Source organism: Lysobacter enzymogenes (assembly GCF_900106525.1).
Classification (GTDB): Bacteria; Pseudomonadota; Gammaproteobacteria; order Xanthomonadales; family Xanthomonadaceae; genus Lysobacter; species Lysobacter enzymogenes.
Genome location: NZ_FNOG01000002.1, coordinates 574052 through 598410 on the forward strand (window position 1 = coordinate 574052; position 24359 = coordinate 598410).

The window sequence follows — 24359 nt, forward strand, 5'->3', positions numbered from 1 at the left end:
GACAGCACTCCGAGCGCGCACCCATACTCGACCGTATGTTATGCGTTTGATGCCAGCGTTTGAATGCCGGACATCACATGCGAACGACCCGACCCGCCGTAAACAGGGCCTGGCTCCCAAAAACAGCCCGGCCCGGCCACCGTCCTTACTAGCTGCCCTCACTAGCCTGGTCCAGCCGCACCTCTCTGGAGCGCCGTCATGAGTATCGCGATCCCCTTCCTCGCCTTCCTGCTTATCGGCGCGATCGCCGCCTACCACCGCCTGCGATTGCCGGTGTGGGCCGCGCTGACCGCGACCGCGCTGGTCGCCTGCTGGCTGCTCGGCGCCAATCCGACCGCGACCATCGTCGCCGCGGTGCTGGTCGCGCTGATCGCCCTGCCGCTGCTGATTCCGGCGATCCGCCTGCCGCTGATCACCAAGCCGCTGCTGGGCTTCTACACCAAGATCCTGCCGCCGCTGTCGGAAACCGAGCGCACCGCGCTGGAGGCCGGCACGGTCGGCTTCGAAGGCGAGCTGTTCTCGGGCAAGCCCGACTGGCAGCAACTGCTGAGCCAGCCCAAGCCGGTGCTGACCGCCGAGGAGCAAGCCTTCCTCGACGGCCCGACCGAAGAGCTGTGCAAGATGACCAACGATTGGCAGATCACTCACGTCGACGCCGATCTGTCGCCGCAGCTGTGGGACTACATCAAGAAGAACAAGTTCTTCGGCCTCAACATTCCCAAGGAATACGGCGGCCTGGGCTTCACCGCGCTGGCCAACCACAAGGTCATCCAGAAGCTGTCGTCGATCTCCAGCGTGGTCAGCTCCACGGTCGGCGTGCCCAACTCGCTGGGCCCGGCCGAGTTGCTGATGCACTACGGCACCGCGGAACAGAAAGACCACTACCTGCCGCGTCTGGCCGACGGCCGCGAAGTGCCCTGCTTCGGCCTCACCGGCCCGTGGGCGGGTTCCGACGCGACCTCGATTCCCGACTACGGCATCGTGACCATGGGCGAGTGGAACGGCGCGCGCGTGGTCGGCGTCAAGCTCACCTTCGACAAGCGCTACATCACGCTGGCCCCGGTCGCCACCCTGATCGGCCTGGCCTTCCGCATGTACGACCCGGACGGCCTGATCGGCGACAAGCGCGACATCGGCATCACCCTGGCGCTGGTGCCGCGCGACACCGCCGGCGTCGAAGTCGGCCGCCGCCACTTCCCGCTCAACTGCACCTTCCAGAACGGCCCGATCCACGGCAAGGAAGTGTTCATTCCGCTGAGCCAGCTGATCGGCGGCGAAGCCTACGCCGGCAAGGGCTGGCAGATGCTGGTCGAGTGCCTGTCGATCGGCCGCTCGATCACCCTGCCCTCCTCCGGCAGCGGCGGCTCCAAGCTCGGCGCGGTGGTCACCGGCGCCTATGCGCGCATCCGCAAGCAGTTCGGCCTGTCGGTCGGCCGCTTCGAAGGCGTGGAAGAAGCGCTGGCGCGCATCGCCGGCCATGCTTATGCGGTCAGCGCGCTGTCGCAGGCCACCGCCGCGGCCGTGGCGCGCGGCGAAAACCCGGCCGTGCCCTCGACCATCGCCAAGTACCACTGCACCGACATGGCCCGCGACGTGGCCAAGGACGTGATGGACATCCACGGCGGCAAGGGCATCATCCTCGGCCCGAAGAACTACGCCGGCCGCAACTGGCAGGCGGTGCCGATCATGATCACGGTGGAAGGCGCGAACATCATGACGCGCTCGCTGATGATCTTCGGCCAGGGCGCGATCCTGTGCCATCCGTGGGTGCTGAAGGAAATGAAGGCGGCGATGCTGCCCGACAAGGCCGAAGCGCTGCGCGAGTTCGACAAGAACCTGTTCGGCCACATCGGCTTCGCCATCTCCAACGCCGTGCGCAGCCTGTGGTACGGCCTGACCGCCTCGCGCATCGGCGCCGCGCCGGGCGACACCTACACCCGCCGCTACTACCGCAAGCTCAACCGTTACTCGGCCACGCTGGCGCTGATGGCCGACACCTCGATGCTGCTGCTCGGCGGCAAGCTCAAGTTCAAGGAATCGCTGTCCGGGCGCCTGGGCGACGTGCTCAGCCAGCTGTACATCGCAAGCTCGATGCTCAAGCGTTACGAGGACGAAGGCCGTCCGGTCGGCGACCAGCCGCTGCTGGCCTGGGCCTTCCACGACGCCGTGCACAAGATCGAACTGGCGCTGTCGGGCGCGCTGCGCAACTTCCCGATCCGTCCGGTCGGCTACCTGCTGTGGGCGCTGATCTTCCCCTGGGGCCGCCGCGCGCAGGCGCCGAGCGACCGCCTGGGCCACCGCGCCGCGGCGCTGCTGATGTCGCCCAACGACGCCCGCGACCGCCTCGCCGACGGCGTGTTCCTCACTCCGTGCGCGAACAACCCGGCCGGGCGCATCAACAGCTACCTGCAGAAGGTGATCCTGGCCGAGCCGGTCGAGCGCAAGTTCCTCAAGGCGCTGAAGAACAGCGACATCCAGGCGCTGGACTTCGCCGGCCAGCTCGACGAGGGCGTGCGCGAAGGCTGGATCACCATGGAGGAGCGCAAGCAGCTTGAAGAGCTGCGCGAGATGACCATCGACGCGATCAGCGTGGACGACTTCGACGCCGCCGAACTGCGTTCGGCCGGCTACAGGCCGTATGCGCAGGAAGACGCCGGTCGCGGCGACGCGCGCGCGGCGGCGTAAGCCTGCGGACTCGCGCATGCGAGGCGATGCATGACTGGAACGGCGGGCCTTCGGGTCCGCCGTTTTGGTATGCGGCGTTCAACCGGCGCAAGCACGACCCATCAACCGCGACGCCCCTACCTACCGTCATTCCCGCGAAGGCGGGAATCCAGGGCTTCACCGAGGCATGACTCTGAAGTCTCTGGATTCCCGCCTTCGCGGGAATGACGGATAGGCAGGAACGGCGCGAACTCAACCATTCAACGAAGACCCGCCACCACCATGAGCGCCAACGTCCTCGCCCTGTACAAAAAACTCACCCGCTACCCCGCCGGCCACTGGCTGTTCTCGCGCGCGGTGTGCATGAAAGCGCCCTACTTCGGCAGCATCAAGCCGCGCTTCGAATCGCTCGAACCCGGCCGCTGCAGCGCGACGATCAAGCACCGCCGCGCCGTCACCAATCACCTCGGCACCGTCCACGCCATCGCCATGTGCAACCTCGCTGAACTCACCGGCGGCGTGATGACCGACGTCAGCATTCCCAAGTCGATGCGCTGGATCCCCATCGGCATGCAGGTCGAATACCTCAAAAAAGCCGTCGGCACCCTGCGCGCGGTGGCCACGCCCGCCGCGCCCCTCGTCGAATCCGACGCGCCCTACGACCTGCCGGTGAACGTCGAAATCAGCAACCCCGCCGGCGAACCCGTGTTCCGCGCCCGCATCGCCATGCGCGTTTCGCCCAAGCCCAAGCGCGACTGACCGAAGCCCCTGTAGGAGCGGCGCAAGCCGCGACCGCGACATCCGGCTTGCGGCGTAAGCGCGATGTCGCGGTCGCGGCTCGCGCCGCTCCTACAGTCGCAAACGAAACATCCGCACCAACGGCGCCATCCCCGCTGCCACAATCGCCCTCTACCCCGCATCGGCCCCGCCATGACCGCCACCCAGTGGATCTACCTCGCCGGCCTGCACAGCCTCGGCTTCGCCGTCTTCCACATGGCCTTCTGGCGGATCTTCCGCTGGCGCGAGACCCTGCGCACCGCGACCGTGGCCGATCGCGCGATCATCCAGATCCTCAACCTGCGCCTGATCTACGTCGCCGCCGGCGTCGCTGCGCTGTGCTTTCTCTTCGCCGAAGAACTGCACAGCACCGCGCTGGGTCGCGCGGTGCTGCTGGGCATGTCGCTGTTCTGGGTCGGCCGCACCATCGAGCAGTTCGTGTTCCTGCGCATCAACCGGCCGATGGTGCATGTGTTGACGGCGTTGTTCGTGCTGGGAGCAGTGCTGTTCGCCATACCGCTGGCGACGTCGGCCTGAGGCCGCCGCCGCGGGCGCGCGTCGCTAAGCCAACAGACGGGCGACCGTCGCGATGACTTCGTCGCGCCGGGTTTCGAGGAAAAAATGCCCGCCGTCGAATCCGTGCATCGACGTGTCGCCCTGGGTTTCCTCGCTCCAGCCGCTCATGTGTTCGCCGACCAGTTCGTCGCCGCGGCCGTACAACGCGTCGATCGGCAGGCGCCATGACGGGCTCGGCGCGCGCACGTAGTCCTCGCTCAAGCGCAGGTCGGCGCGGATCGTCGGCAACAGCACACGCATGAGTTCGGCGTTGGCCAGCACCGCATCGGGCGTGCCTTGGTACTGGCGCAAGCGCGCGATCAGCGCCGGCTCGGGCAGTTGGTGCAGGCCGATTTCCGGTTCGCGCAGGCTCGGCGCGGCGCAGCCGGACACGATCAGCCGCTCGGGCAGCGGCAGGCCGCGGTCGGCGCAGGCGCGCGCGGTTTCGAACGCCATCAACGCGCCGAGGCTGTGGCCGAAGAACGCGAACGCCGGCGCGCGTTCGGCGGCGACCGCATCGGCCAACGCCTGGATCAGCGGCGGCCACTCGTGCATCGGCGCTTCGGCCAAACGTTGCGCTCGCCCGGGCAGTTGTACGGCGCGCACCCGGATCCACGCCGGCAGGCGTTCCTGCCAGGGCAGGAACGCGACCGGATTGCCGCCGGCGTAGGGGAAGCAATACAGGCTCAGGCGGCCGGCCGGCGGTGGCCGGCCGACGATCCACGACCCTGCGCTCATGCCTGCGCAGCCGCCTGCCGACGCCACTCGTCCACGATGGCGCGGCCCAGGCCGGCGGCGTTAGGCGGCTGCATCATGCTTTCGTGGTCGCCCTCGGCGCGGCCGTGGATCTCGCCGTCGCGCTCGCTGTGCGGATGCAACGGCCAGGCCTGCGCGCCGGGTTCGCCGACCCACAGCCGCTGCGGGCGAACCCGCAGCGACGGCGGCCGATAGCCGCGCAGCAAGCCGAAGCAGGCCAGCATCGTGCGCATGCGGCTGCGCAGGTGCGCGAGCTGCTGCGGCGGAATCGGCGTTCCGGTCCACGCTTGCAGGAAGCTCAGCGCCTGCGCCTGCGCTTGCGGCGCCAGGAACGGCTCGGGTTGCAGTTCGGCCGCGCGCAGTTGCGCGTCCAAGGCTGCGTGCTCGTCCGCATCGAGGAAGCGGCCGCGCATCGAACCGATGGCCAGGGCCATCGCGTAGGTCCATTCGTCCTGCGCCGACTGCGGTTCGATCGGACGGCAGTCCAGCAGGGTCAGCGAATCGACCCGGCGCCCGCGCCGCTCCAGGCTCTGCGCCACCGCGGTCGCGAACACGCCGCCGGCCGACCAGCCGACCAGGCGGCAGCCGCCTTCGCCATGGATCCGTTCGATCTCGTCGGCGTAGGCCTCGGCCAGACCTTCGAGATCGTCGAAACGCGCCGCGAGCTCGTCCGGGTCCGGCGCCTGCAAGCCGTACACCGGCCCGGCTTCGCCCAGGGTCTGGGCCAGGGCGAGGTACGGCGTCACGCTGCCGTCGATCAGGTGCAGGCAGAACGTCGGCACGCCGGCGGCGGCGCGGCGCAGCGGCACCGCCAGCAGCCCATGCAGGTCGCGCTCCAACGCCGCGGCCAGTTCGGCCACGCTCGGCCGGGCCAACAGCGCGGCCAGCGGCACCTCGCGCCCCAGGGCCTGTTGCAGGCGCGCGAGCGAACGCATCGCATTGAGCGAATGGCCGCCCAGGGCGAAGAAATCGTCGTAGCGGCCGATGCGTTCGACGCCCAGGAGTTCTTGCCACTCCGCGGCGATGGCGCGCTCGATGGGCCCCTGCGGCGGCGCGTAGCCGCGCGCCGCCAGCGCGGCGGCGTCCGGCGCCGGCAAGGCGCGCCGGTCGAGCTTGCCGTTCGGCGTCAGCGGCAGCCCATCCAGCAGCACATAGGCCGCGGGCAGCATGTAGTCGGCCAAGGTCTGCGCGAGTTGTTCGCGCAACTGCGCCGGCTCCAGCGTACTGCCCGGCCGCGCCACGACGTAGGCGACCAGATGCTTGTCGGCGGCGGACTCGCCGCGCGCGATCACCACCGCTTCGCGCACACCCTCGCACTGCGCCAGCGCCGCTTCGATTTCGCCCGGCTCGACCCGATAGCCGCGGATCTTGACCTGGAAATCGTTGCGGCCGAGGAACTCGAGCGTGCCGTCGGCGCGCCAGCGCGCCTGGTCGCCGGTCTTGTACATGCGCGCATCGGGCGACTCCGCGAACGGATCGGGCAGGAAGCGCTCGGCGGTGAGCGCATCGCGGCCGAGATAGCCGCGGCCGACGCCGCGGCCGCCGATGTGCAGTTCGCCGACTGCGCCCACCGGCACCGGCCGGCCGCGCGCATCGAGCAGGTACAGGCGCGCCCCGGCGATCGGGCGGCCGAGCGGAACGGCGCCGCCGCAATCGCCGGCGAGGATGCGGTGCGCGGTCGCGATCACCGTGGTTTCGGTCGGCCCGTACACGTTCCACAGCCGCTGCGGCGGCGCCGGGCCGCGCAGGGTCGCGGCGATGCGCGCCGGGTCGAGCACGTCGCCGCCAACCAACAGATCGCGCAGGTGCGCGAACGCCGGCTGCAAGGCTTCGGCATGCTCGTTGAACAACCCGGTCGGCAGCATCATCTGGGTCGCGCCGCAGGCCAGCAGTTCGGCGTTGAGCCGGCCCGCATCGAGCAAGGCCTCGCGCGGCACCACGTGCAGGCGGGCGCCGTTCAACAGCGCGCCCCAGACCTCCCAGGTGGTCATGTCGAAGGCCTGGCTGGAGCAGTGCGCGAAGCAGTCGTCGGGCTGGAATCCGATGCGGCCGTTGCCGGTCATCAGTTCGACCACGCCGGCATGTTCGAGCATCGCGCCCTTGGGTTGGCCGGTGGAGCCGGAGGTGTAGATCACATGCGCCAGCGAGCGCGCGGCCGTCGCCGGCGCGGCCACGTCCTCGGCGCGCGGCGATTGCGCTGCGATGACGGCGACGGTGGCTGCGTCGTCGAGCAACACGGCAACCGGCGGCGACGCTGCGTCGCAAGCAGGCAGCAACCGCTGCCATTGCGCATTTTCGGTCAGCACCGCGCGCGCACCGCTGTCGGCCAGCAGGTAACGCTGGCGTTCGAGCGGATAGGCCGGGTCCAGCGGCACGTAGGCGCAACCGGCCTTGAGCACGGCGAGCAGGCCGACCACGAACTCGGGGCCGCGCGGCAGGCACACGGCGATGCGCGATTCGGCGTCCAGGCCGAGCGCGATCAGGTGCTGGGCCAAGCGGTTGGAATCGGCTTCGACCTCGGCATAGCTGAGCTGGCGTTCGCCGCAGCTGATCGCGATGGCGGCAGGCGTGGCTTGCGCCTGCGCGCGGAAGCGCGCGTGGATCGTTTCGGCTGTGACCGCATCGGCGGATGCGAGCGCGTTGGCGTCGATTCCCTCGTCGGCATCGATCGTCGCGCTCGCGCCGTCAGCTAGCGCGAACCGCTGCAGCAGCAACGTGCGCTCTTCGGTCGGCAGCACATCGATGGCGGCCAGCGCGCCGCGCTCCGGACTGGCCAGCGCGTCGAGCAATCCCTCGACCGCGGCGCGCAGGTTGGCGCCGATACGCTGCGGATCCATCGGCGCGGCGCATTGCACGCCTAGCGAGAAACCCTCGCCGTCGTCGTTGAGGTTCAGCGCCAACGGATAGTTGCTGCGGCCTTCGCCGCCGAGCACGCGCACACCGTCCCACAGCTCGGCGGCGGCGCCGTCGAGCGCCTCGCGGCTGTGGCGGTAGTTGAAGACGCTGGTGAACAGCGGTGCAGCCGGGTCGACCCCGCTGCAGCGCTGGGCCTGTGCCAGCGACGCATGCTCGCGCTGCATCAGCTCGGCTAGGTCGGACTGGATCGCAGCGAGCGCGGCGCTGGCGTCGGCGTCGGCCAGATCCACGCGCAACGGCAAGGTGTTGACGAAGATGCCGAGCGCGCGTGCGGCGCCGTCGCCGCGCTGGCGGCCGGACAGCACGGTGCCGAACACCACGCTCTCGCGCCCGCTGCTGCGCGCCACCACCAAGGCCCAGGCCAGATGCAGCAACGCCGCCGGCGTAGCGCCGCGCTGCTGCGCCGCCGCGCGCACCCGCGCCGACAGCTGCGCCGGCAGCGCCAGCGTCGCTTCGCGCAGGTCGCGGCCGCTGCCGTGGACCTGGATCGCGCCGAACGGCGCGGTCGGTTCGTCGATATCGCCCAGGCGGGCGCGGAAGTAGTCGTCGAAATCCGCCGCCGGCGCGCGTCGCACCGCGGCGATGAAATCGCGATAAGGCTTGGGCGCCGGCAAGTCCTCGGCGCCGCCGGTGGCGATTTCGCGCAGTTCTTCCAGCAACAGCTCCAGGGTCAGGTGATCGACCATGGCGTGGTGCCCGAGCAAGGCCAGATAGCAGGCGCCGTCGCCGGCTTCGGCGATGTAGGCGCGCAGCAACGGCGCGCGGTCCAGCTCTAGGCGTTGCCGGCGCGGATCGGTATGGCGCCGCAGCTCGGCCAGCGCCTCGTCCTGCACCAGCAGTTCGTCGATCCGCAGCGCCGCCTGCCGTTGCACCACCTGCACCGGCTGCGACAGCCCCTGCCAATGCAGCGCGGTGCGCAGCACGCCGTGGCGCGCCACCGCGACCGTCATCGCCGCCAGGAACCGCTGCAGGCTCGCGCGCGAGTCGAACCCGAGCATCCAGCGCTGCACGTAGGCGCCGCCTTCCTCGCCGACGAGCAAGTGATGGAACAGCATGCCCTCCTGCAGCGGCGACAGGCCGTAGATGTCCTCGATGTTGGCCGCGCCGTCGGGGGTGGCGGCGACGATGCGGTCGATCTCGTCCTGGCTCAGTTCCGCCAGCGGCAGCATCGACGGCTCGATCGCCGTGGCATCGGCCGCGATCAGGTTCGGCGGCGCGTCCACTTCGGCTGCGGCCGCGCTCGCATTAGCGGCCAGGCGCGAGGCCAGCGCCTGCGGCGTCGGCGCGGCGAACACCGCGCCGGCGTCCAGGTTCAGGCCGCGCTGGCGCAGCCGCTCGACCATGCCGATGGCCTTGAGCGAATGCCCGCCAAGCGCGAAGAAATTGTCGTGGCGTCCGACCCGCTCGACGCCCAGCGATTGCTGCCACACTTCGGCGATGGCTTGCTCGGTCTCGCCCTGCGGCGGCTCGTAGCCGCGCACCGCCAGCGCGCCGGCGTCGGGCGCCGGCAAGGCGCGCCGGTCCAGCTTGCCATTGGGCATCACCGGCCATTCGTCCAGGCGCACGAACGCGGCCGGCACCATGTGCTCGGGCAGGCGCGCGAGCAATTGCGCGCGCAGCGACGCCGCCAGTTGCGGGTCCGGCGCCGCCAGCACATAGGCCAGCAACTGGGTCGACTCGCCGCTGCCGTGCGCCACCACCACCGCTTCGCGCACCTCCTCGCATTCGCACAAGTGCGCCTCGATCTCGCCCAGCTCGACCCGGAAACCGCGGATCTTGATCTGGTGGTCGTTGCGGCCCAGGTACAGCAGTTCGCCGTCCGGCGACCACCGGGTCAGGTCGCCGGTGCGGTACATGCGCGCATCCGCATCGCCGTGGAAGGGATCGTGGACGAAGCGCTCGGCGGTCAGTTCGGCGCGGTTGAGATAGCCGCGCGCGATGCCGACGCCGCCCAGGTACAGCTCGCCGATCGCGCCGGTGGGCACCGGCTGGCCGCGGCCGTCGAGCACGTAGACCTGATTGTTGTCGATCGGCCGGCCGATCGGCACCGCATCGCCGTCGAAATCGGGCGGACAGGCCCAGGCGGTCACGTCCAGCGTCGCCTCGGTGGGGCCGTAGAGATTGTGCAGCCGCGCCCACGGCAGGCGCGAATACCACTTGCGCACCATCGCCGCCGGCAGCGCTTCGCCGCCGCAGATCGTGCGCCGCAGCGAAACGCAGTGCGAGGCTTCCGGCGCCTGCAGGAACACGCCCAGCATCGAGGGCACGAAATGCGCGGTGGTCACCTCGTGCTCGACGATGGTCGCGGCCAGCGCGGCCGGGTCCTTGTGCGCGTCGGGCGCGGCCACCACCAGGGTGCCGCCCCACAGCAGGGTCCAGAAGAACTCCCACACCGACAGGTCGAAGGTGAACGGCGTTTTCTGCAACACGCGCTCTTCGGGCTGCAGCCCGAACGCGGTCTGCATCCAGGCCAGGCGGTTGACCACCGAGCGGTGCTCGATCATCACGCCCTTGGGCCGGCCGGTGGAGCCGGAGGTGTACATCACATACGCCAGCCGGCGCGAATGCATGCCCTCGACGTGCGGATCGTGGCCAGGGCCGTCGACATCCTCGTTGGGATCGATCGTCTCCAGCGTGTGTCCGTCCAGCGCAGCGCGGCCGACCGCGTCGGCCAGCAGCAGCATCGGCGCGGCGTCTTCGATCAGCTCGGCCAGCCGCTGCGCCGGATAGCTCGGGTCCAGCGGCACGTAGGCGCCGCCGGCCTTGAGCGTGGCCAGCAGCGCGACCACCATCGCCGGCGAGCGCTGCATGCACACCGCCACGTGCCGGTCCGGCCCGACGCCGGCCTGCACCAGGCGATGGGCCAGGCGGTTGGCGCGCGCGTCGAGTTCGGCGTAGCTCCAGCGCCGGCCATCGCCGATCACCGCGATGGCGTCGGGGGTGGCGTCGGCCTGGGCGCGGAACAGCTCGTGCAGGCAGCTCTCGTGCGGATACGCCGCCTCGGTGGCGTTGCGCTGTTGCAGCAGCAGCGCGCGCTCTTCGGCCGGCAGCACTTCGATTTGGGCCAGGGCGCGCTGCGGCTCCTGCGCCAACGCCTCGACCAGCCCCGCCACCGCCATGCGCATGTTGGCGCCGATGCGTTGCGGGTCCATCGGCTCGCAGCACTGCACGCCGAGCGAGAAGCCCTCGCCGTCGTCGTTGAGGTTGAGCAGCAGCGGATAGTTGCTGCGTTCCTGGCTGTCGATCACCCGCGCGCCGTCCCACAGCGGCGTCTGCGCGCCGGCGCGGGTGGTGCGGTTGTGGCGGTAGTTGAACACGCTGGTGAACAGCGGCCGCGCCGCGTCCACGCCGCTGCAGCGCTGCGCCTGGGCCAGCGAGGCGTATTCGTGCGCGACCAGATCGGCGAGGTTGGCCTGCATCGCAGCCAGCGCCTCGACCACCGGCGTTGCGCCCAGGTCCACCCGCAACGGCAAGGTGTTGACGAACAGCCCCAGCGCGCGCGCCGCGCCTTCGCCGCCGCGCTGACGGCCGGACAGCACGGTGCCGAACACCACGCTCTCGCGCCCGCTGGCGCGCGCGGCCACCAAGGCCCAGGCCAGATGCAGCAACGCCGCCGGCGTGGCGCCGTGGCGCTGGGCGAGGTCGCGCACCTGCGCCGACAGCTCCGCCGGCAGCGCCACCTCGGCCTCGTGGATGTCCTGGCCGCTGCCGCGCACTTCCAGCGCGCCGAACGGCGCGGTCGGTTCGTCGATATCGCCCAGGCGGGCGCGGAAGTAATCGTCGAAGTCCGCCGCCGGCGCGCGTTGCACGGCGGCGATGAAATCGCGGTAGGGCCACGGCGCCGGCAAGGCCTCGGCGCGGCCGGCGACGATCGCCTGCATTTCCTCCAGCAGCAGTTCCAGGCTGACGTGATCGATGATCAGGTGATGGCCGAGCAGGGCCAGATGGCAGGCGCCGTCGTCGGATTCGATCATGCAGGCGCGCAGCAGCGGCGCCTGGCCCAGGTCCAGGCGCTGCCGGCGCGGGTCGCTGTGGCGCAGCAGCGCGTCCAGCGCGTCGGCCTGCGCGGGCAGCTCTTCGAGCGGGATGTCGGCGCGGCGTTGCACCACCTGCACCGGTTGCGGCAGGCCCTGCCAGTGCAGCGCGGTGCGCAGCGCGCCGTGGCGCGCCGACACCTGCCGCGCCGCGGCCAGGAACTCGTCCAGCCGCGCGCGCGAATCGAACGCCAGCACCCAGCGCTGCACGTAGGCGTCGCCGCCGGCGTCGGCGAGCAGGTGGTGGAACAGCATGCCCTCCTGCAGCGGCGACAGGCCGTAGATGTCTTCGATATTGGCCGCGCCGCCGGGCGTGGCGGCGACGATGCGGTCGATCTGGTCCTGGCTCAGCTCCACCAGCGGCAGCATCGACGGCTCGATCGCCGTGGCGTCGGCCGCGATCAGGTTCGGCGGCGTTTCCGGCTCAGCCGCGGCTCTAGCGCTCGCAGACAAACGCGCGGCCAGCGCCTGCGGCGTCGGCGCGGCGAACACCGCGCCGGCGTCCAGGTTCAGGCCGCGCTGGCGCAGCCGCTCGACCATGCCGATGGCCTTGAGCGAATGGCCGCCGAGGGCGAAGAAATTGTCGTGGCGTCCGACCCGCTCGACGCCCAGCGACTCCTGCCACACCTCGGCGATGGCTTGCTCGGTCGCGCCCTGTGGCGGCTCGTAGCCGCGCACCGCCAGCGCGCCGGCGTCGGGCGCCGGCAATGCGCGCCGGTCCAGTTTTCCGTTGGGGCTCAGCGGCAGCGCCGGCAGTTGCACGTAGGCCGACGGCAGCATGTGCTCGGCCAGACCGAGCGCCAGTTGCTCGCGCAACGCGGCCGCGTCCAGCGCGACGCCGGGCCGCGCCACCGCGTAGGCGACCAGGCGCTTGTCGCCCGGTGCGTCCTCGCGCGCGATCACCGCAGCCTCGGCGACGCCGTCGCAGCGCAGCAGCGCCGCTTCGATTTCGCCCGGCTCGATGCGGAAGCCGCGGATCTTGACCTGGGCGTCGTTGCGCCCGAGGTATTCCAGCGCCCCATCGGCGCGCCAGCGCGCCAGATCGCCGGTGCGGTACATGCGCGCGCCGGCGGCGGCGACGAAGGGGTCGCGCACGAAGCGCTCGGCGCTCAGCTCAGGGCGGTTCAAATAACCGCGCGCGACGCCGCGGCCGCCGACGAACAACTCGCCGGGCACGCCGACCGGCACCGGTTCGCCGTGCGGATCGAGCAGATAGATGCGCGCGCCGCCGATCGGCCGGCCGATCGGCACGGTCGCGCCGGTCTCCTCGACGCAACGGTGCACGCTGGCCCAGACCGTGGCTTCGGTCGGTCCGTATTCGTTGTACAGCGCGATCGGCGCCGCGCCGTCGCCGCGCAGCGCGGCGGTTTCGGCCGCCAGCGCCGGCGGGCAGGCTTCGCCGGCGACGATGAGCTCGGCCAGGCTGGCGTGCGCGTCGTCGCGCAGTTCCGGCAGCAGCAGCCGCGCCAGCGACGGCACGCACAGCAGGCGGGTGATCCGGTGCGCGGCGATGGCGCGAGCCAGCGCGGGCGGCGACAGCGCCGCATCGCGCGCCGGCAGGCACAGCGCGCCGCCGGCGCACAGGGTGCCGAACAGGCCGGCGACGGAACTGTCGAAGGCCAGCGGCGACAGCAGCAGGAAGCGCAGTTGCGGGGTATCGCCGTAACAGGCGTTGCGCACGCGCGTGGACGCGGCCAGCTGGCCGTGTTCGATCATCACGCCCTTGGGCCTGCCGGTGGAGCCGGAGGTGTAGATGACATAGGCCAGCGAATCCGGGCCCAACCCGGGCACGCACGGATCGGCGCTGTCCTGCGCCGTGCCCTCGTCCGCGTCGTCCGCGGCCGGATCGAGCAGCGGCGCGCGCGCCTGCGCGCCCGCCAGCGCGGCGCGCCCGGCCGCATCGGCCAGGATCGCCAGCGGCGCGGTGTCGGCCAGGCTGTCGGCCAGCCGCTGCGCCGGGTAGTCCGGGTCCAGCGGCACGTACGCGGCGCCGGACTTCAGCACCGCCAACACCGCCACCACCATTTGCGGCGAACGCTCCAGGCACAGCGCGATACGCTGTTCCGGCCCGGCGCCCAGCGCGATCAGCCGGTGCGCGAGCCGGTTGGCGCGCGCATTGAGTTCGGCGTAGCTCAGCTCGCCGTCGGCGTGCAGCACCGCCGGCGCGTGCGGGGTGGCGCGGGCCCAGGCTTCGATCCGGGCGTGCACTGGCTCGGGCGCAGGTTCGTCGGCATCGGCGGCATGGCCGACGCCGAAGTCGTGCAGCAACAGCGCGCGCTCGCCGGCCGGCAAGGTGTCGATCTGCGCCAGCAGGCGCTGCGGACGCTGCGCCAGCGCCTGCACCAGGCCTTCCACCGCCGTCAGCATCGCCGCGACGATCCGCTGCGGGTCCATCGGCGCGCAGCACTGCACGCCGACGCGGAAACCGCGGCCGTCGTCGTCGAGGTTCAGCGACAAGGGATAGTTGCTGCGCTGTTCGCCGCCGAGCACGCGCGCGCCGTCCCACAGGCGCATCGCACCGTCGCCGTCGATATCGCGCCGGCGCTGGTAGTTGAACACGCTGGTGAACAGCGGCAGCGAGGCGTCCACCGCGCTGCAGCGCTGCGCCAGCGCCAGCGGCGCCTGTTCGCGGTCGAGCAGTTCGGCCAGGTGCGCCTGGATCCGCTCCAGGCCCTGCAGCGCGGCGGTGCCGGCCAGGTCGACCCGCAGCGGCAAGGTGTTGGCGAACAGGCCGAGCGCGCGCTGCGCGCCTTCGCCGGCGCGTTGCCGGCCCGACAACACGGTGCCGAACACCACCGTCTCGCGCCCGCTGGCGCGCGCGACCACCAACGCCCAGGCCAGGTGGAACAGCGCGGCCGGGGTGGCGCCGGCGCGCCGGCAGCCCTCGCGCAACTGCGCCGACAGCGACGCCGGCAGCGCGGTCTGCGCCTCCAGCAGGTCGGCGCCGCCGTGCACGTCGAGCGCGCCGTACGGCGCGGTCGGCTCGTCCACATCGTGCAGACGCGCGCGGAAATACGCCTCGTGCGCCTGCGCCGGCTGGCGGCGCGCGGCGGCGATGAAGTTGCGGTACGGCCACGGCGGCGGCAGCGCGGCGGCGCGGCCGGCGGAGATTTCGCTCAACTCGTCCAGCAGCAGCTGCAAGGTCGCGCCGTCGACGATGGCGTGGTGGCCGAGCAAGGCCAGGTAGCACGTGCCGTCGCTCGCCTGCGCGACGCAGGCGCGCAGCAGCGGTGCCTGGCGCAGATCCAGACGCTGCCGGCGCGGGTCGCTGTGGCGCCGCAGCGTTTCCAGCGCGTCGCCCTGCACCGCGAGTTCTTCCACCGGCACCGATGCGCGCCGCAGCACCACCTGCACCGGCTGCGCCAGCTCCTGCCAGTGCAGCGCAGTGCGCAGCGCCGCATGCCGGTCCACCGCCACTTGCGCCGCGTCGAGGAACCGCTGCAGGTCCGCGCGCGAGGCGAATTCCAGCAGCCAGCGCTGCACGTAGGTGTCGCCGGCGTCGTGGCCGAGCAAGTGATGGAACAGCAGGCCCTGCTGCAACGGCGACAGCGCGTAGATGTCTTCGATATTGGCCGCGCCGCCCGGGGTCGCGGCGACGATGCGGTCGATCTCGGCCTGGGTCAGCTCGGCCAGCGGCAGCATCGACGGGTCGATCGCTGCGCTGCCCGCCTCGATCAGGTTCGGCGGCGCCGTTTCGGCGGCCTGCACCGTCGCACTCGCAGCGCTGGCCTGGGCCGCCAGCGCGCGCACCGTCGGCGCGGCGAACACCGCGCCGGCCTCGACCGCCCAGCCCTGCCGGCGCAGGCGCTCGGCCATGCCGATGGCCTTGAGCGAATGCCCGCCCAAGGCGAAGAAATTGTCGTCGCGGCCGATCCGCTCCAGTTCCAGCAGTTCGCGCCAGACCGCGGCGATCGCGATCTCGGCCTCGCCCTGCGGCGGCGCGTACTCGGCCCGCTGCGCCAGCGCCGCGGCGTCGGGCGCCGGCAGCGCGCGGCGGTCGAGCTTGCCGTTCGGCGTCAGCGGCCACGCGTCCATGCGCACGAACGCCGACGGCACCATGTGCTCGGGCAGGCTCGACAGCAGGCGCTCGCGCAGTTCCGCCGCCAGCCCTGGGTCGTGCTCGGCCAGCACGTAGGCCACCAACCGCGCGGCCTCGCCTTCGCCCTGCGCCAGCACCACCGCCTCGCGCACCGCCACGCAGGCGCACAGGCGCGCTTCGATTTCGCCCAGTTCGATGCGGAAGCCGCGGATCTTGACCTGATGGTCGTTGCGCCCGAGGTACAGCAGCTCGCCGTCCGGCGACCAGCGCGCCAGATCGCCGGTGCGGTACATGCGCGCGTCCGCGTCGCCGTGGAAGGGATCGTGGACGAAGCGTTCGGCGCTCAGTTCCGGCCGGTTGAGATAGCCGCGCGCGACGCCGACGCCGCCCAGGTACAGCTCGCCGATCGCGCCCAACGCCGCCGGTTCGCCGCGGCCGTCGAGCACGTAGGCGCGGATATTGTCGATCGGCTTGCCGATCGGCACCGTGTCGGCGTCGAAATCGTCGGGACAGGTCCACGCAGTGACGTCGACCGTGGCCTCGGTCGGGCCATAGAGATTGTGCAGCGCCGCCCACGGCAGCAGCTCGCGCCAGCGCCGCACCAGCGGCGCCGGCAGCGCCTCGCCGCTGCACACCGCGCGGCGCAGCGACGTGCAGCCGGCCGCATGCGGCGAACGCAGGAACGCGCCGAGCATCGACGGCACGAAGTGCACGGTGGTCACGCCGTGTTCGACGATGGTCGCGGCCAGCGCGGCCGGATCCTTGTGCGCCTCGGGCGCGGCGACCACCACGGTGGCGCCGTACAGCAGCGGCCAGAAGAATTCCCACACCGACACGTCGAACGAAAACGGCGTCTTCAGCAGCACCGGCTCGCCGGGCTGCAAGCCATAGGCCGATTGCATCCAGGCAAGACGGTTGACGACCGAGCGGTGCTCGACCATCACGCCCTTGGGCCGGCCGGTCGAACCGGAGGTGTAGATCACATAGGCGAGGTTGCGCGCGCCCAGGCCTTCGACCTGCGGCGCATGGTCCGGGCCGTCGCCGACATCGTTCGGATCGAGCGCGGCCTGCGCCGCCGCGCCGAGCGCCGCGCGTCCGGTCGCGTCGGCCAGCAGCGCCTGCGGCGCGCAGTCGGCCAGCAATTCCTCCAAGCGTTGCGGCGGGTAGCCCGGATCCAGCGGCACGTAAGCGCCGCCGGCCTTCAACGTGGCCAACAGCGCGACCACCATCGCCGGCGAGCGCTGCATGCACACCGCGACCCGCTGTTCCGGGCCGACGCCGGCCTGGATCAGACGATGAGCCAGGCGATTGGCGCGCGCGTCGAGTTCGGCGTAGCTCCAGCGCTCGCCCTCGCCGACCACGGCGATCGCTTCCGGCGCAGCAGCGACGCGGGCCTGGAACTGTTGGTGCAGGCAGTGCGCGTCGGGGAACGGCGCGGCGGTGTCGTTGAAGGTCTCCAGCAGGCGCTGGCGCTCGTGCGCGCCGAGGATCGGCAGCCCATCCACGCGCGCGTCCGGATCGGCGGCCATGCCTTCCAGCACCGCCACGCACGCATCGGCGATGCGTTCGGCGGTGTCGGCGCGGTAGCGGTCGGCGTCGCAGGACAGCACCAGGCCGATGCCGTCGTCCCATTCCAGCGCCTCGAACATCAGCCCGACGCCGCCGTGCCCGCCGCTGCTCAGCGGCAGCGGGTACGGCCGCAGCGACAGCCCGCCCCAAGCGACCGGCTCAGCCTCGTCCGGTTCGCGCCACAGTCCGGCCAGGGCCGCGCCGTGGCGCGCCTTCTGCAGCACGAACAGGGTCTGGAACACCGGATTGTCGTCGCCGCCGCGGCGCAGCGGCAGGCGTTCGAGCAAGGCGCCGAACGGATAATCCTGATGGTTCATGCCGGCGTAGACGGTGTCGCGCACGCGCGCGAGCAGCGCGGCCACGCGCTCGTCGCCGTGCACGCTGTCGCGCAGCGCCAGCACGTTGACGAAATCGCCGGTCACCTCGCTCCAGCGCGGGTCGCCGCGCCCGGGCACCGGCGATCCGACCACGATGTCGTCCTGCGCGGTGTAGCGGTGCAGGACGATCTTGTAGCCGGCCAGCAGCACGCTGAACAGGGTGCTGTCGTGCGCGCGCGCCAGTTCGGTCAGCCGCTGCGCCAGCGGTTGCGGCAACTGCCGCCGCGCCAGGTGGCGGCGTCCGCCGCCGCGTGCCGGGCGCGGCGCATCGGCCGGCAACGGCAGCGCCTGCAGGTCGCCGGCCAGTTGCGCGGACCAGTACTCGTGCTGGCGCTGCGCATCGGCGCCTTGCAGCCACTCGCGCTGCTGGCGCACGCGCTGCGAATAACCGCCGGCCGGCGGCGCCTGCGCCGCGTCGGGGGCGGCGGCGTCTAGCAACTCGCCGAGCTCCTGCAACAGCCGCCAGTACGACCAGCCGTCGCCGGCGATGTGGTCGAACGCGATCATCAGCACCGCCGCGTCCGCGCCGGCTTGGTAAACGCAGGCGCGCAGCAGCGGCGGGCGGTCGAGGTCGAAGGCGCGCAGCGCGTCTTCGGTGACCCGCTCGCGCAGTTGCGTTTCCGACAGCCCGCTCGCATCGACGATGCGCAGCGCATCGCCGACCTGCGCCTGGATGCGTTGCGCCGGCTCGCCCTCGTGCTCGCCGATGCGCGCGCGCAGCATCGGATGGCGGCGCAGCAGCGCCGCCAACGCGGCGGACAGGCGTTGCGGGTCGATCGCGCCGTGCACGCGCGCGGCGAACACGTTGTTGTGCGAACCCTGTTCGTGCGGACGCAAGCGGTACTGGGCCCAGCGCGCCAGCTGCTCGCTCGACAGCGCGAACCACTGGTCCTCGGTGTCGGTCAGCGGCGCCTGCGCGTCGGCGGCCGGTTCGGCCGCGCCGCGCTTGCGCGCCAGGGTGCGTTGCAGCAGCTCGCGCTGCGCGGGCGTGAGCGCGCGCAGTTTCGATTCCAGATCGCTCATGCCTCGTCTCCGCCCGCGAGCAGACTTTCCAGTTGGTCGTCGCTGAGCTCGCTCATCTGCGCCAGCACTTCGGCCACCGCCGCGTCCTGCGCGGCCAGCCGGTCGGCCTGGATCTGCGCGGCCAGCAACGCGCCGAGCTGATTCGGGCTGGCGCCCTTGAGCAGTTCCAGCACCGACAAGCCGACCCGCAGCGAATGCTCGATCCGGTTCTTCATCTCGATCGCCATCATCGAGTCCAGGCCGAGCTGGGACAGGCTTTCGTCCAGACCCAACGCCGACGGATCGGCGCGCAGAATCCGGCACGCCAGTTCGCGCACGTACTCGGCCAGGGTCCGCGCCAGCGCGGGCTCGTCCTCGCACTGGGCCAGACGCAGGTGGATATCGACCTTGTCTTCGCCGGATCCGGCGCCGGCCTGCGCATCTTCCTGGCGCTCGGCCTCGACCAGCGCCTGGATGTGCGGCGCGGCGATGCCCAGCGGGCTGGTCTCGCCGACCCGCGTCCACTTCGCGCCCAGCACCACCGCATGCGGCAGCTCCGGCGCGGTCAGCAACCGCCCCAGCGCGCGGCAGCCCTGCTCGGCCGACATCGGGTACAGGCCGCGGTCGTGGAAGAACGTGGTCAGGTCGAGCTTGATCGCCATGCCGACATCGCCCCACGGCCCCCAGCCCACGCTCAGCGCCGGCAGGCCCTGCGCGCGCCGGTGCTGGGCGAGCAGATCGAGGAAGTTGTTGGCGGCGGCGTAATTGCCCTGCCCCATCGACGCGACCTGCGCGGCCACCGACGAGAACAGCACGAAGAAATCCAGCGGCCGCACGGCGAAGGCCCGATGCAGGTTCCACGCGCCGACCGCCTTGGGCGGGAACGCGGACAGGAACTCGGCGTGGTCGCTCTGCGCCAGCAACTGCGGCCGCGCCACGCCGGCGGAGTGGATCACCCCGCGGATCGGCGGCCGGCATTCGCCGTCCATGCGCGCGATCAGCGCGTCCAGCGCCGCCGCGTCGGCGATGTCGAAGCATTCCACCGCGACGCTGGCGCCGGCGCGTTCCAGTTCGAGCAGGCGCGCGACCAAGCCGGCCTGCGCATGCCCGTTCGGCAGGTCGCGCCACTGCGCGCGCGGCGGCGGCGGCGTGCGTCCGATCAGGATCAGATGACGCGCGCCGCGCTCGACCAGCCACGCAGCGATTTCAAGGCCCAGCGCGCCGAGCCCGCCGGTGATCAGGTAACTGGCGTCCGCGCGCAACGCCGGCAGCGCGTCCGGCGCCGCGTCGACGCCGCTGTCTTCCAACTGCAGCGAATAACGGCGCCCGTCGCGCCAGGCGATCTGGTCCTCGCGCCGCGTCGCCAGGCATTCGTCGACGAGGTTGCGCGCGTCGCTCGCGGCATCGCGGCCGTCGAGATCGACCGCGCCGCCCCACAGGTCGATGTGTTCGCCGTGACCGACGATCCGGCCCAGGCCCCAGACCGCGCCGGCGAACGGATCGGCGCGGTCGCCGGCCAGCACGCGTTGCGCGGCCTGGGTCGCGATCCACAGCTTCGGCTTCTCCGCCGCGACCCGGCGCGCCAGCGCGCGCACGGCGTCGAACGTCGGCAGGCAGCGTTCGGCGAGCAAGGTCATCGCCTGCGCCGCGTCGGGTTCGGCCGGCGCCGGCGGCACCAGGTCGATGACGCCGCGCAATGCGGCGGCGTGCGCGTCGAGCGCGCGCGACCAAGCCTCGACATCGTCCGCGACGAAGCCAGGCTCGGCGCTCAATTCGATGCAGGCGTGGCCGCGCCCGCGCAGTTCCGCGGCCACCGCCGCGGCCAGCGCGCCGTCGCCGCGCAACAACCAGGCGCCCGGCGCCATCGCCGCGGCGGCGGGCAGTTCGGCCTCGCGCCAGGCCGGCGCGTACAGGCGCTGCGGCGTCTCGATGAAACCGCCGGCGCCGCCGAGCACCTTTGCCGCGCAATCGGCGACTTCCAGCAGCAGTTCGCCGTCCGGCGCGTACACGCGCACGTCGCCGTGGATGCGGTCGTCCTCGCGCCGGGTCACCCGCGCGTGGATGTACAGATCCGGCGCGAACGCGCCGTAGCTGCGGCCGCGCGCGAAGCCGGTCGGCATGTAGACCTTGGAGCCTTCCACCTGCAGCGGCAGCGCCGCGGCCAGGGTCTGGAAGCACAGGTCGAGCACGGCCGGATGCAGATGGAAGCGGTCCAGCGACTCGTGCAGCGCCGCCGGCACCGCAACCCGCGCCAGCGCTTCGCCCTCACCCTGGCGCAGGCCCGCCAGGCCGCGGAAGGTCGGGCCGTATTGCAGGCCGACGCTGCGGAAATAGGCGTAGCAGTCCTCCGCCGCGATGTCGCGCGGGCAGCGCGCGCGCAGCGCGTCCAGATCGGCCGGCGCGGGACGCGCGTCGGTGTCGAATTCGATCCGGCCGGTGCAGTGGGTGCGCCAGCGCTCGTCCTCGCCGCGGCTGGCGATGCGCACCGCGCCGGTGTCCGCGTCGAGGCCCACGCGCAAGGTCGCGGCCTGCTCCTGCGACAGATACAGCGCGCGTTCGAAACGGATGTCGGCCAAGGCCAGACGCGCGTCGCCGCCGTGCAGCGTGCGTGCGGCGGTCAGCGCCATGTCGGCGTAGCCGGCGCCGGGGAACACCACGGTGCCGTCGAGCTGGTGGTCTTGCAGGAACTCCAGCTGCGGGCTGTCCAGATCGCTTTCCCAGCTCGGCAGGTCGTGGTCGATGCGCCGTTGCAGCAGCGGATGCGGCAGCGCCTGCAGGCGCGCGCGCGCCGAGCCCGGCGATTCGTGCCAGTGGCGCTCCTTGCGCCAGGGATAGGTCGGCAGGCGCACGTGCGCGCCGCGCGGCAGGCGCTGCGACCAGTCCGGCGCGGCGCCGGCGCAGTACAGCTCGGCGACCGCCGCGGCGATGCGCTCGGATTCGTCGCGCTCGCGGTGCAGGGTCGCGGTGGTGCGCACCGCGCGGTCGGCGGCGTTGGCGCATTCGCCCAGCGACGAGGCCAGCACCGGGTGCGGCGAGATTTCGACGAAATGCGCGCCGCCCTCGGCCAGGATCGCCGTCACCGCATCGGAAAAGCGCACCGGCTCGCGCATGTTGGCGAACCAGTAGGCGTTGTCGTGCAGGTGCCCGTCCACGCGCTGCCCGCTCACGGTCGAATACAGCGGCACCTGCGGCTCGCGCGGCGCCACCGCCGCGGTGCAGGCCAGCATCTCCTCGCGCAGGCCGTCCATGTAGCAGCTGTGGAACGGCACCTGCACGCGCAAGCGGCGCACGAACAGTTCGCGCGCGGCGAGTTCGGCCTGCAGGCGTTCGATGCCGTCCAGCGAGCCGGCCACGGTGACCTGGGCCGGCCCGTTGATCGCGGCGATCGACACGGTCGGATCGGCCAGCGCGTCGATCGCCGCCTGCGCCTGTTCGCGCGCCAGCCCGACCGCGAGCATCGCGCCGTGGCCGGCCATGCGGTGCAGCAGGCGGCTGCGATGATGGATCACGCACACCGCGTCCTCCAGGCTCAGGCAACCCGCGGCGTAGGCCGCGGCGATCTCGCCCAGGCTGTGGCCGACGATCGCGGCCGGACGCACGCCCCACTGCGCCAACAGCTCGGTCAGGCCCACCTGCAGGATGAAGCCGGCCGACTGCACCACATCGGTGTCGTTGGCGCGCGCGGTCTCAGACTCGGCCAGCATATGCGGCAGCAAATCCCAGCCGGCCACCTGCGCGAACAGCTGCGCGCAACGGTCGACCGCGGCCTTGAACACCGGCTCGCGGCGGTACAGCTGCTGGCCCATGCCCCACCACTGCGGGCCCGAGCCGGAATAGACGAACACCAGGCCGGGCGCGGACTGCACCGGCGTATCCGAGGTCCACGCGCCGTCGCTGCGGCCCTCGTCGGCCAACGCGCGCAGGCGTTGCGCCAGTTGTTCGGCCGAATCGGCGGCGACGCAGGCGCGGTGCGGATGATGCTCGCGGCCCAGCGCGGCGGCGCGGGAGAGGTCTTGCAATGCCACGTCGGCAAGCGCGCCGCCGCGTTCGAGGCGGTCGGCATAGCGGCCGGCCAGCGCCGACAGCGCATCGGGATGGCGCGCCGACAGCGGCAGCAGCCACGGCCCCGCGGCCGCCGGCTCGGGCTGCGCCGGCGCGGTCGGCGCGGGCGCGCTGGCCAGGATCGCGTGCGCGTTGCTGCCGCCGAAACCGAACGAGTTCACCGCCGCCAGCGTCGCGCCGTCGCGGCGCGGCAACGCAGTCAGCCCGGTCGGCACCCGCAGTTTCAGCGCCTGCAGGTCGATCTGCGCGTTGGGCTCGAGGAAATGCAGATGCGGCGGCACTTGCCCGCGCTCCAGCACCAGCGCGGTCTTGATCAGCGCCGCCACGCCGGCGGCGGCTTCGGTATGGCCGATGTTGGTCTTGACCGAGCCGATCAAGCACGGCTCGGCCGGGTCGCGGCCTTCGCTCATCACCGAGCCGATCGCACCGGCCTCGATCGGATCGCCGACCGGCGTGCCGGTGCCGTGCGCTTCCACATAGTCGATCTGCGCCGGCGCCGCGTCGGCCGCCGCCAGCGCCGCGCGCATGAGCAGGCGCTGCGCGTCCGCGCTCGGCACGGTGATGCCCTGGCTGCGGCCGTCCTGGTTGGACTGGGTCGCGCGGATCGTCGCATAGATATGGTCGCCGGCCGCCAGCGCATCGTCGAGCCGCTTGAGCACGACGATGCCGCCGCCTTCGCCGCGCACATAGCCGTCGGCGCGCGAATCGAACGCGCGCGAGCGGCCGGTCGGCGAGAGCATGCCGGCCTGCGATTCGGCGATGGTGTAGGCCGGGCCGAGCAGCGCGTTGACGCCGCCGGCCAGGGCGATGTCGGATTCGCCGTTGCGCAGGCTCTGGCAGGCCAGGTGCACCGCGACCATCGACGAGGAACACGCGGTATCGATCGACATGCACGGGCCGCGCAGGCCGAACACGTAGGACAGGCGCGCCGCCAGCAGGGTCATCATCGAGCCGGTGGCGGTGTGCGCCTCGACGTTGCGGTAATCCGCATTGCCCAGCTGCTGCAGCATGTAGTCGAGGGTGAAGCCGCCCATGTAGACGCCGACCGCGCGCTCGTGCAGCGACGACGGCACGATGCCCGCATCCTCGAACGCTTCCCAGCACACTTCCAGCAGCAGGCGCTGCTGCGGATCCATCACCGCCGCTTCGCGCGGCGAAATGCCGAAGAACCCGGCGTCGAAGCGGTCGATGCCGTCGACGAAACCGCCCCAGCGGGTGGCCGACTTCCCGCGCACGCCCTTGCGCGGATGGTAGAAGTTGTCGCGATGCCAGCGATCGGCGGGAACCTCGCCGATGCAATCGATCCCTTGCGAGAGCTTGTCCCAGAACGTTTCGGGGTCGTTACCGCCGCCCGGAAAACGGCAACCGATGCCGACGATGGCCACAGACGCATTAATGCCCGTAAACGTTTCCATTCCCTTGGTCCTTGCGACGTTGTCGATCCATGAGCACGACCGCAAGCTACATGCGGTGTGTGACGCAATATCATCGTAAACCACAACGTATTACACCGGTCAATGCGGCCAACGACATATTCAATGCGCGTAGCAGTCGCGCTATACGCTGTGTCACCGATCCGGTATACGCTGCATGCGTTACCGGTCGTGA

General features: G+C 71.6%; 6 protein-coding genes. 3 read left to right on the forward strand and 3 right to left on the reverse strand.

The genetic code is table 11. The annotated features are described in order from the left end of the window. Nucleotides 1-198 precede the first annotated feature (198 nt). From BLU84_RS06755 to BLU84_RS06770, 3 genes are all read left to right on the forward strand, one after another. Nucleotides 199-2685, forward strand: coding sequence for an acyl-CoA dehydrogenase (locus BLU84_RS06755; RefSeq protein WP_074864290.1), 2487 nt, complete (start codon nucleotides 199-201; stop codon nucleotides 2683-2685). Between the two features lie 261 nt (nucleotides 2686-2946). Continuing rightward, nucleotides 2947-3423, forward strand: a complete 477-nt coding sequence (locus BLU84_RS06765; RefSeq protein ID WP_074864292.1) for a hotdog fold domain-containing protein — start codon at nucleotides 2947-2949, stop codon at nucleotides 3421-3423. A 171-nt stretch (nucleotides 3424-3594) separates the two neighbouring features. Continuing rightward, the gene (locus BLU84_RS06770; protein WP_074864294.1) at nucleotides 3595-3978 is read left to right on the forward strand and encodes a hypothetical protein; all 384 of its coding nucleotides are present in this window, start codon (nucleotides 3595-3597) and stop codon (nucleotides 3976-3978) included. Between the two features lie 24 nt (nucleotides 3979-4002). Here the strand turns inward: BLU84_RS06770 and BLU84_RS06775 are convergent, their stop codons facing one another. Genes BLU84_RS06775 through BLU84_RS06785 form a run of 3 tightly spaced genes read right to left on the reverse strand, consistent with a single transcriptional unit; the run spans nucleotide 4003 to nucleotide 24166 of the window. Next, the gene (locus BLU84_RS06775) at nucleotides 4003-4734 is read right to left on the reverse strand and encodes a thioesterase II family protein (RefSeq protein ID WP_074864295.1); all 732 of its coding nucleotides are present in this window, start codon (nucleotides 4732-4734) and stop codon (nucleotides 4003-4005) included. Further along, nucleotides 4731-18710 carry a non-ribosomal peptide synthetase gene (locus BLU84_RS06780; RefSeq protein WP_074864297.1) on the reverse strand — a complete coding sequence of 4660 codons (13980 nt, stop codon included), beginning with the start codon at nucleotides 18708-18710 and terminating at the stop codon, nucleotides 4731-4733. Before BLU84_RS06780 ends, BLU84_RS06775 begins: the two co-directional genes overlap by 4 nt. Next, entirely contained in the window at nucleotides 18707-24166 is a 5460-nt protein-coding gene (locus BLU84_RS06785) for a type I polyketide synthase (protein WP_074864300.1), read from the reverse strand. The genes BLU84_RS06780 and BLU84_RS06785 overlap by 4 nt, the downstream gene beginning before the upstream one ends. Nucleotides 24167-24359 lie beyond the last annotated feature (193 nt).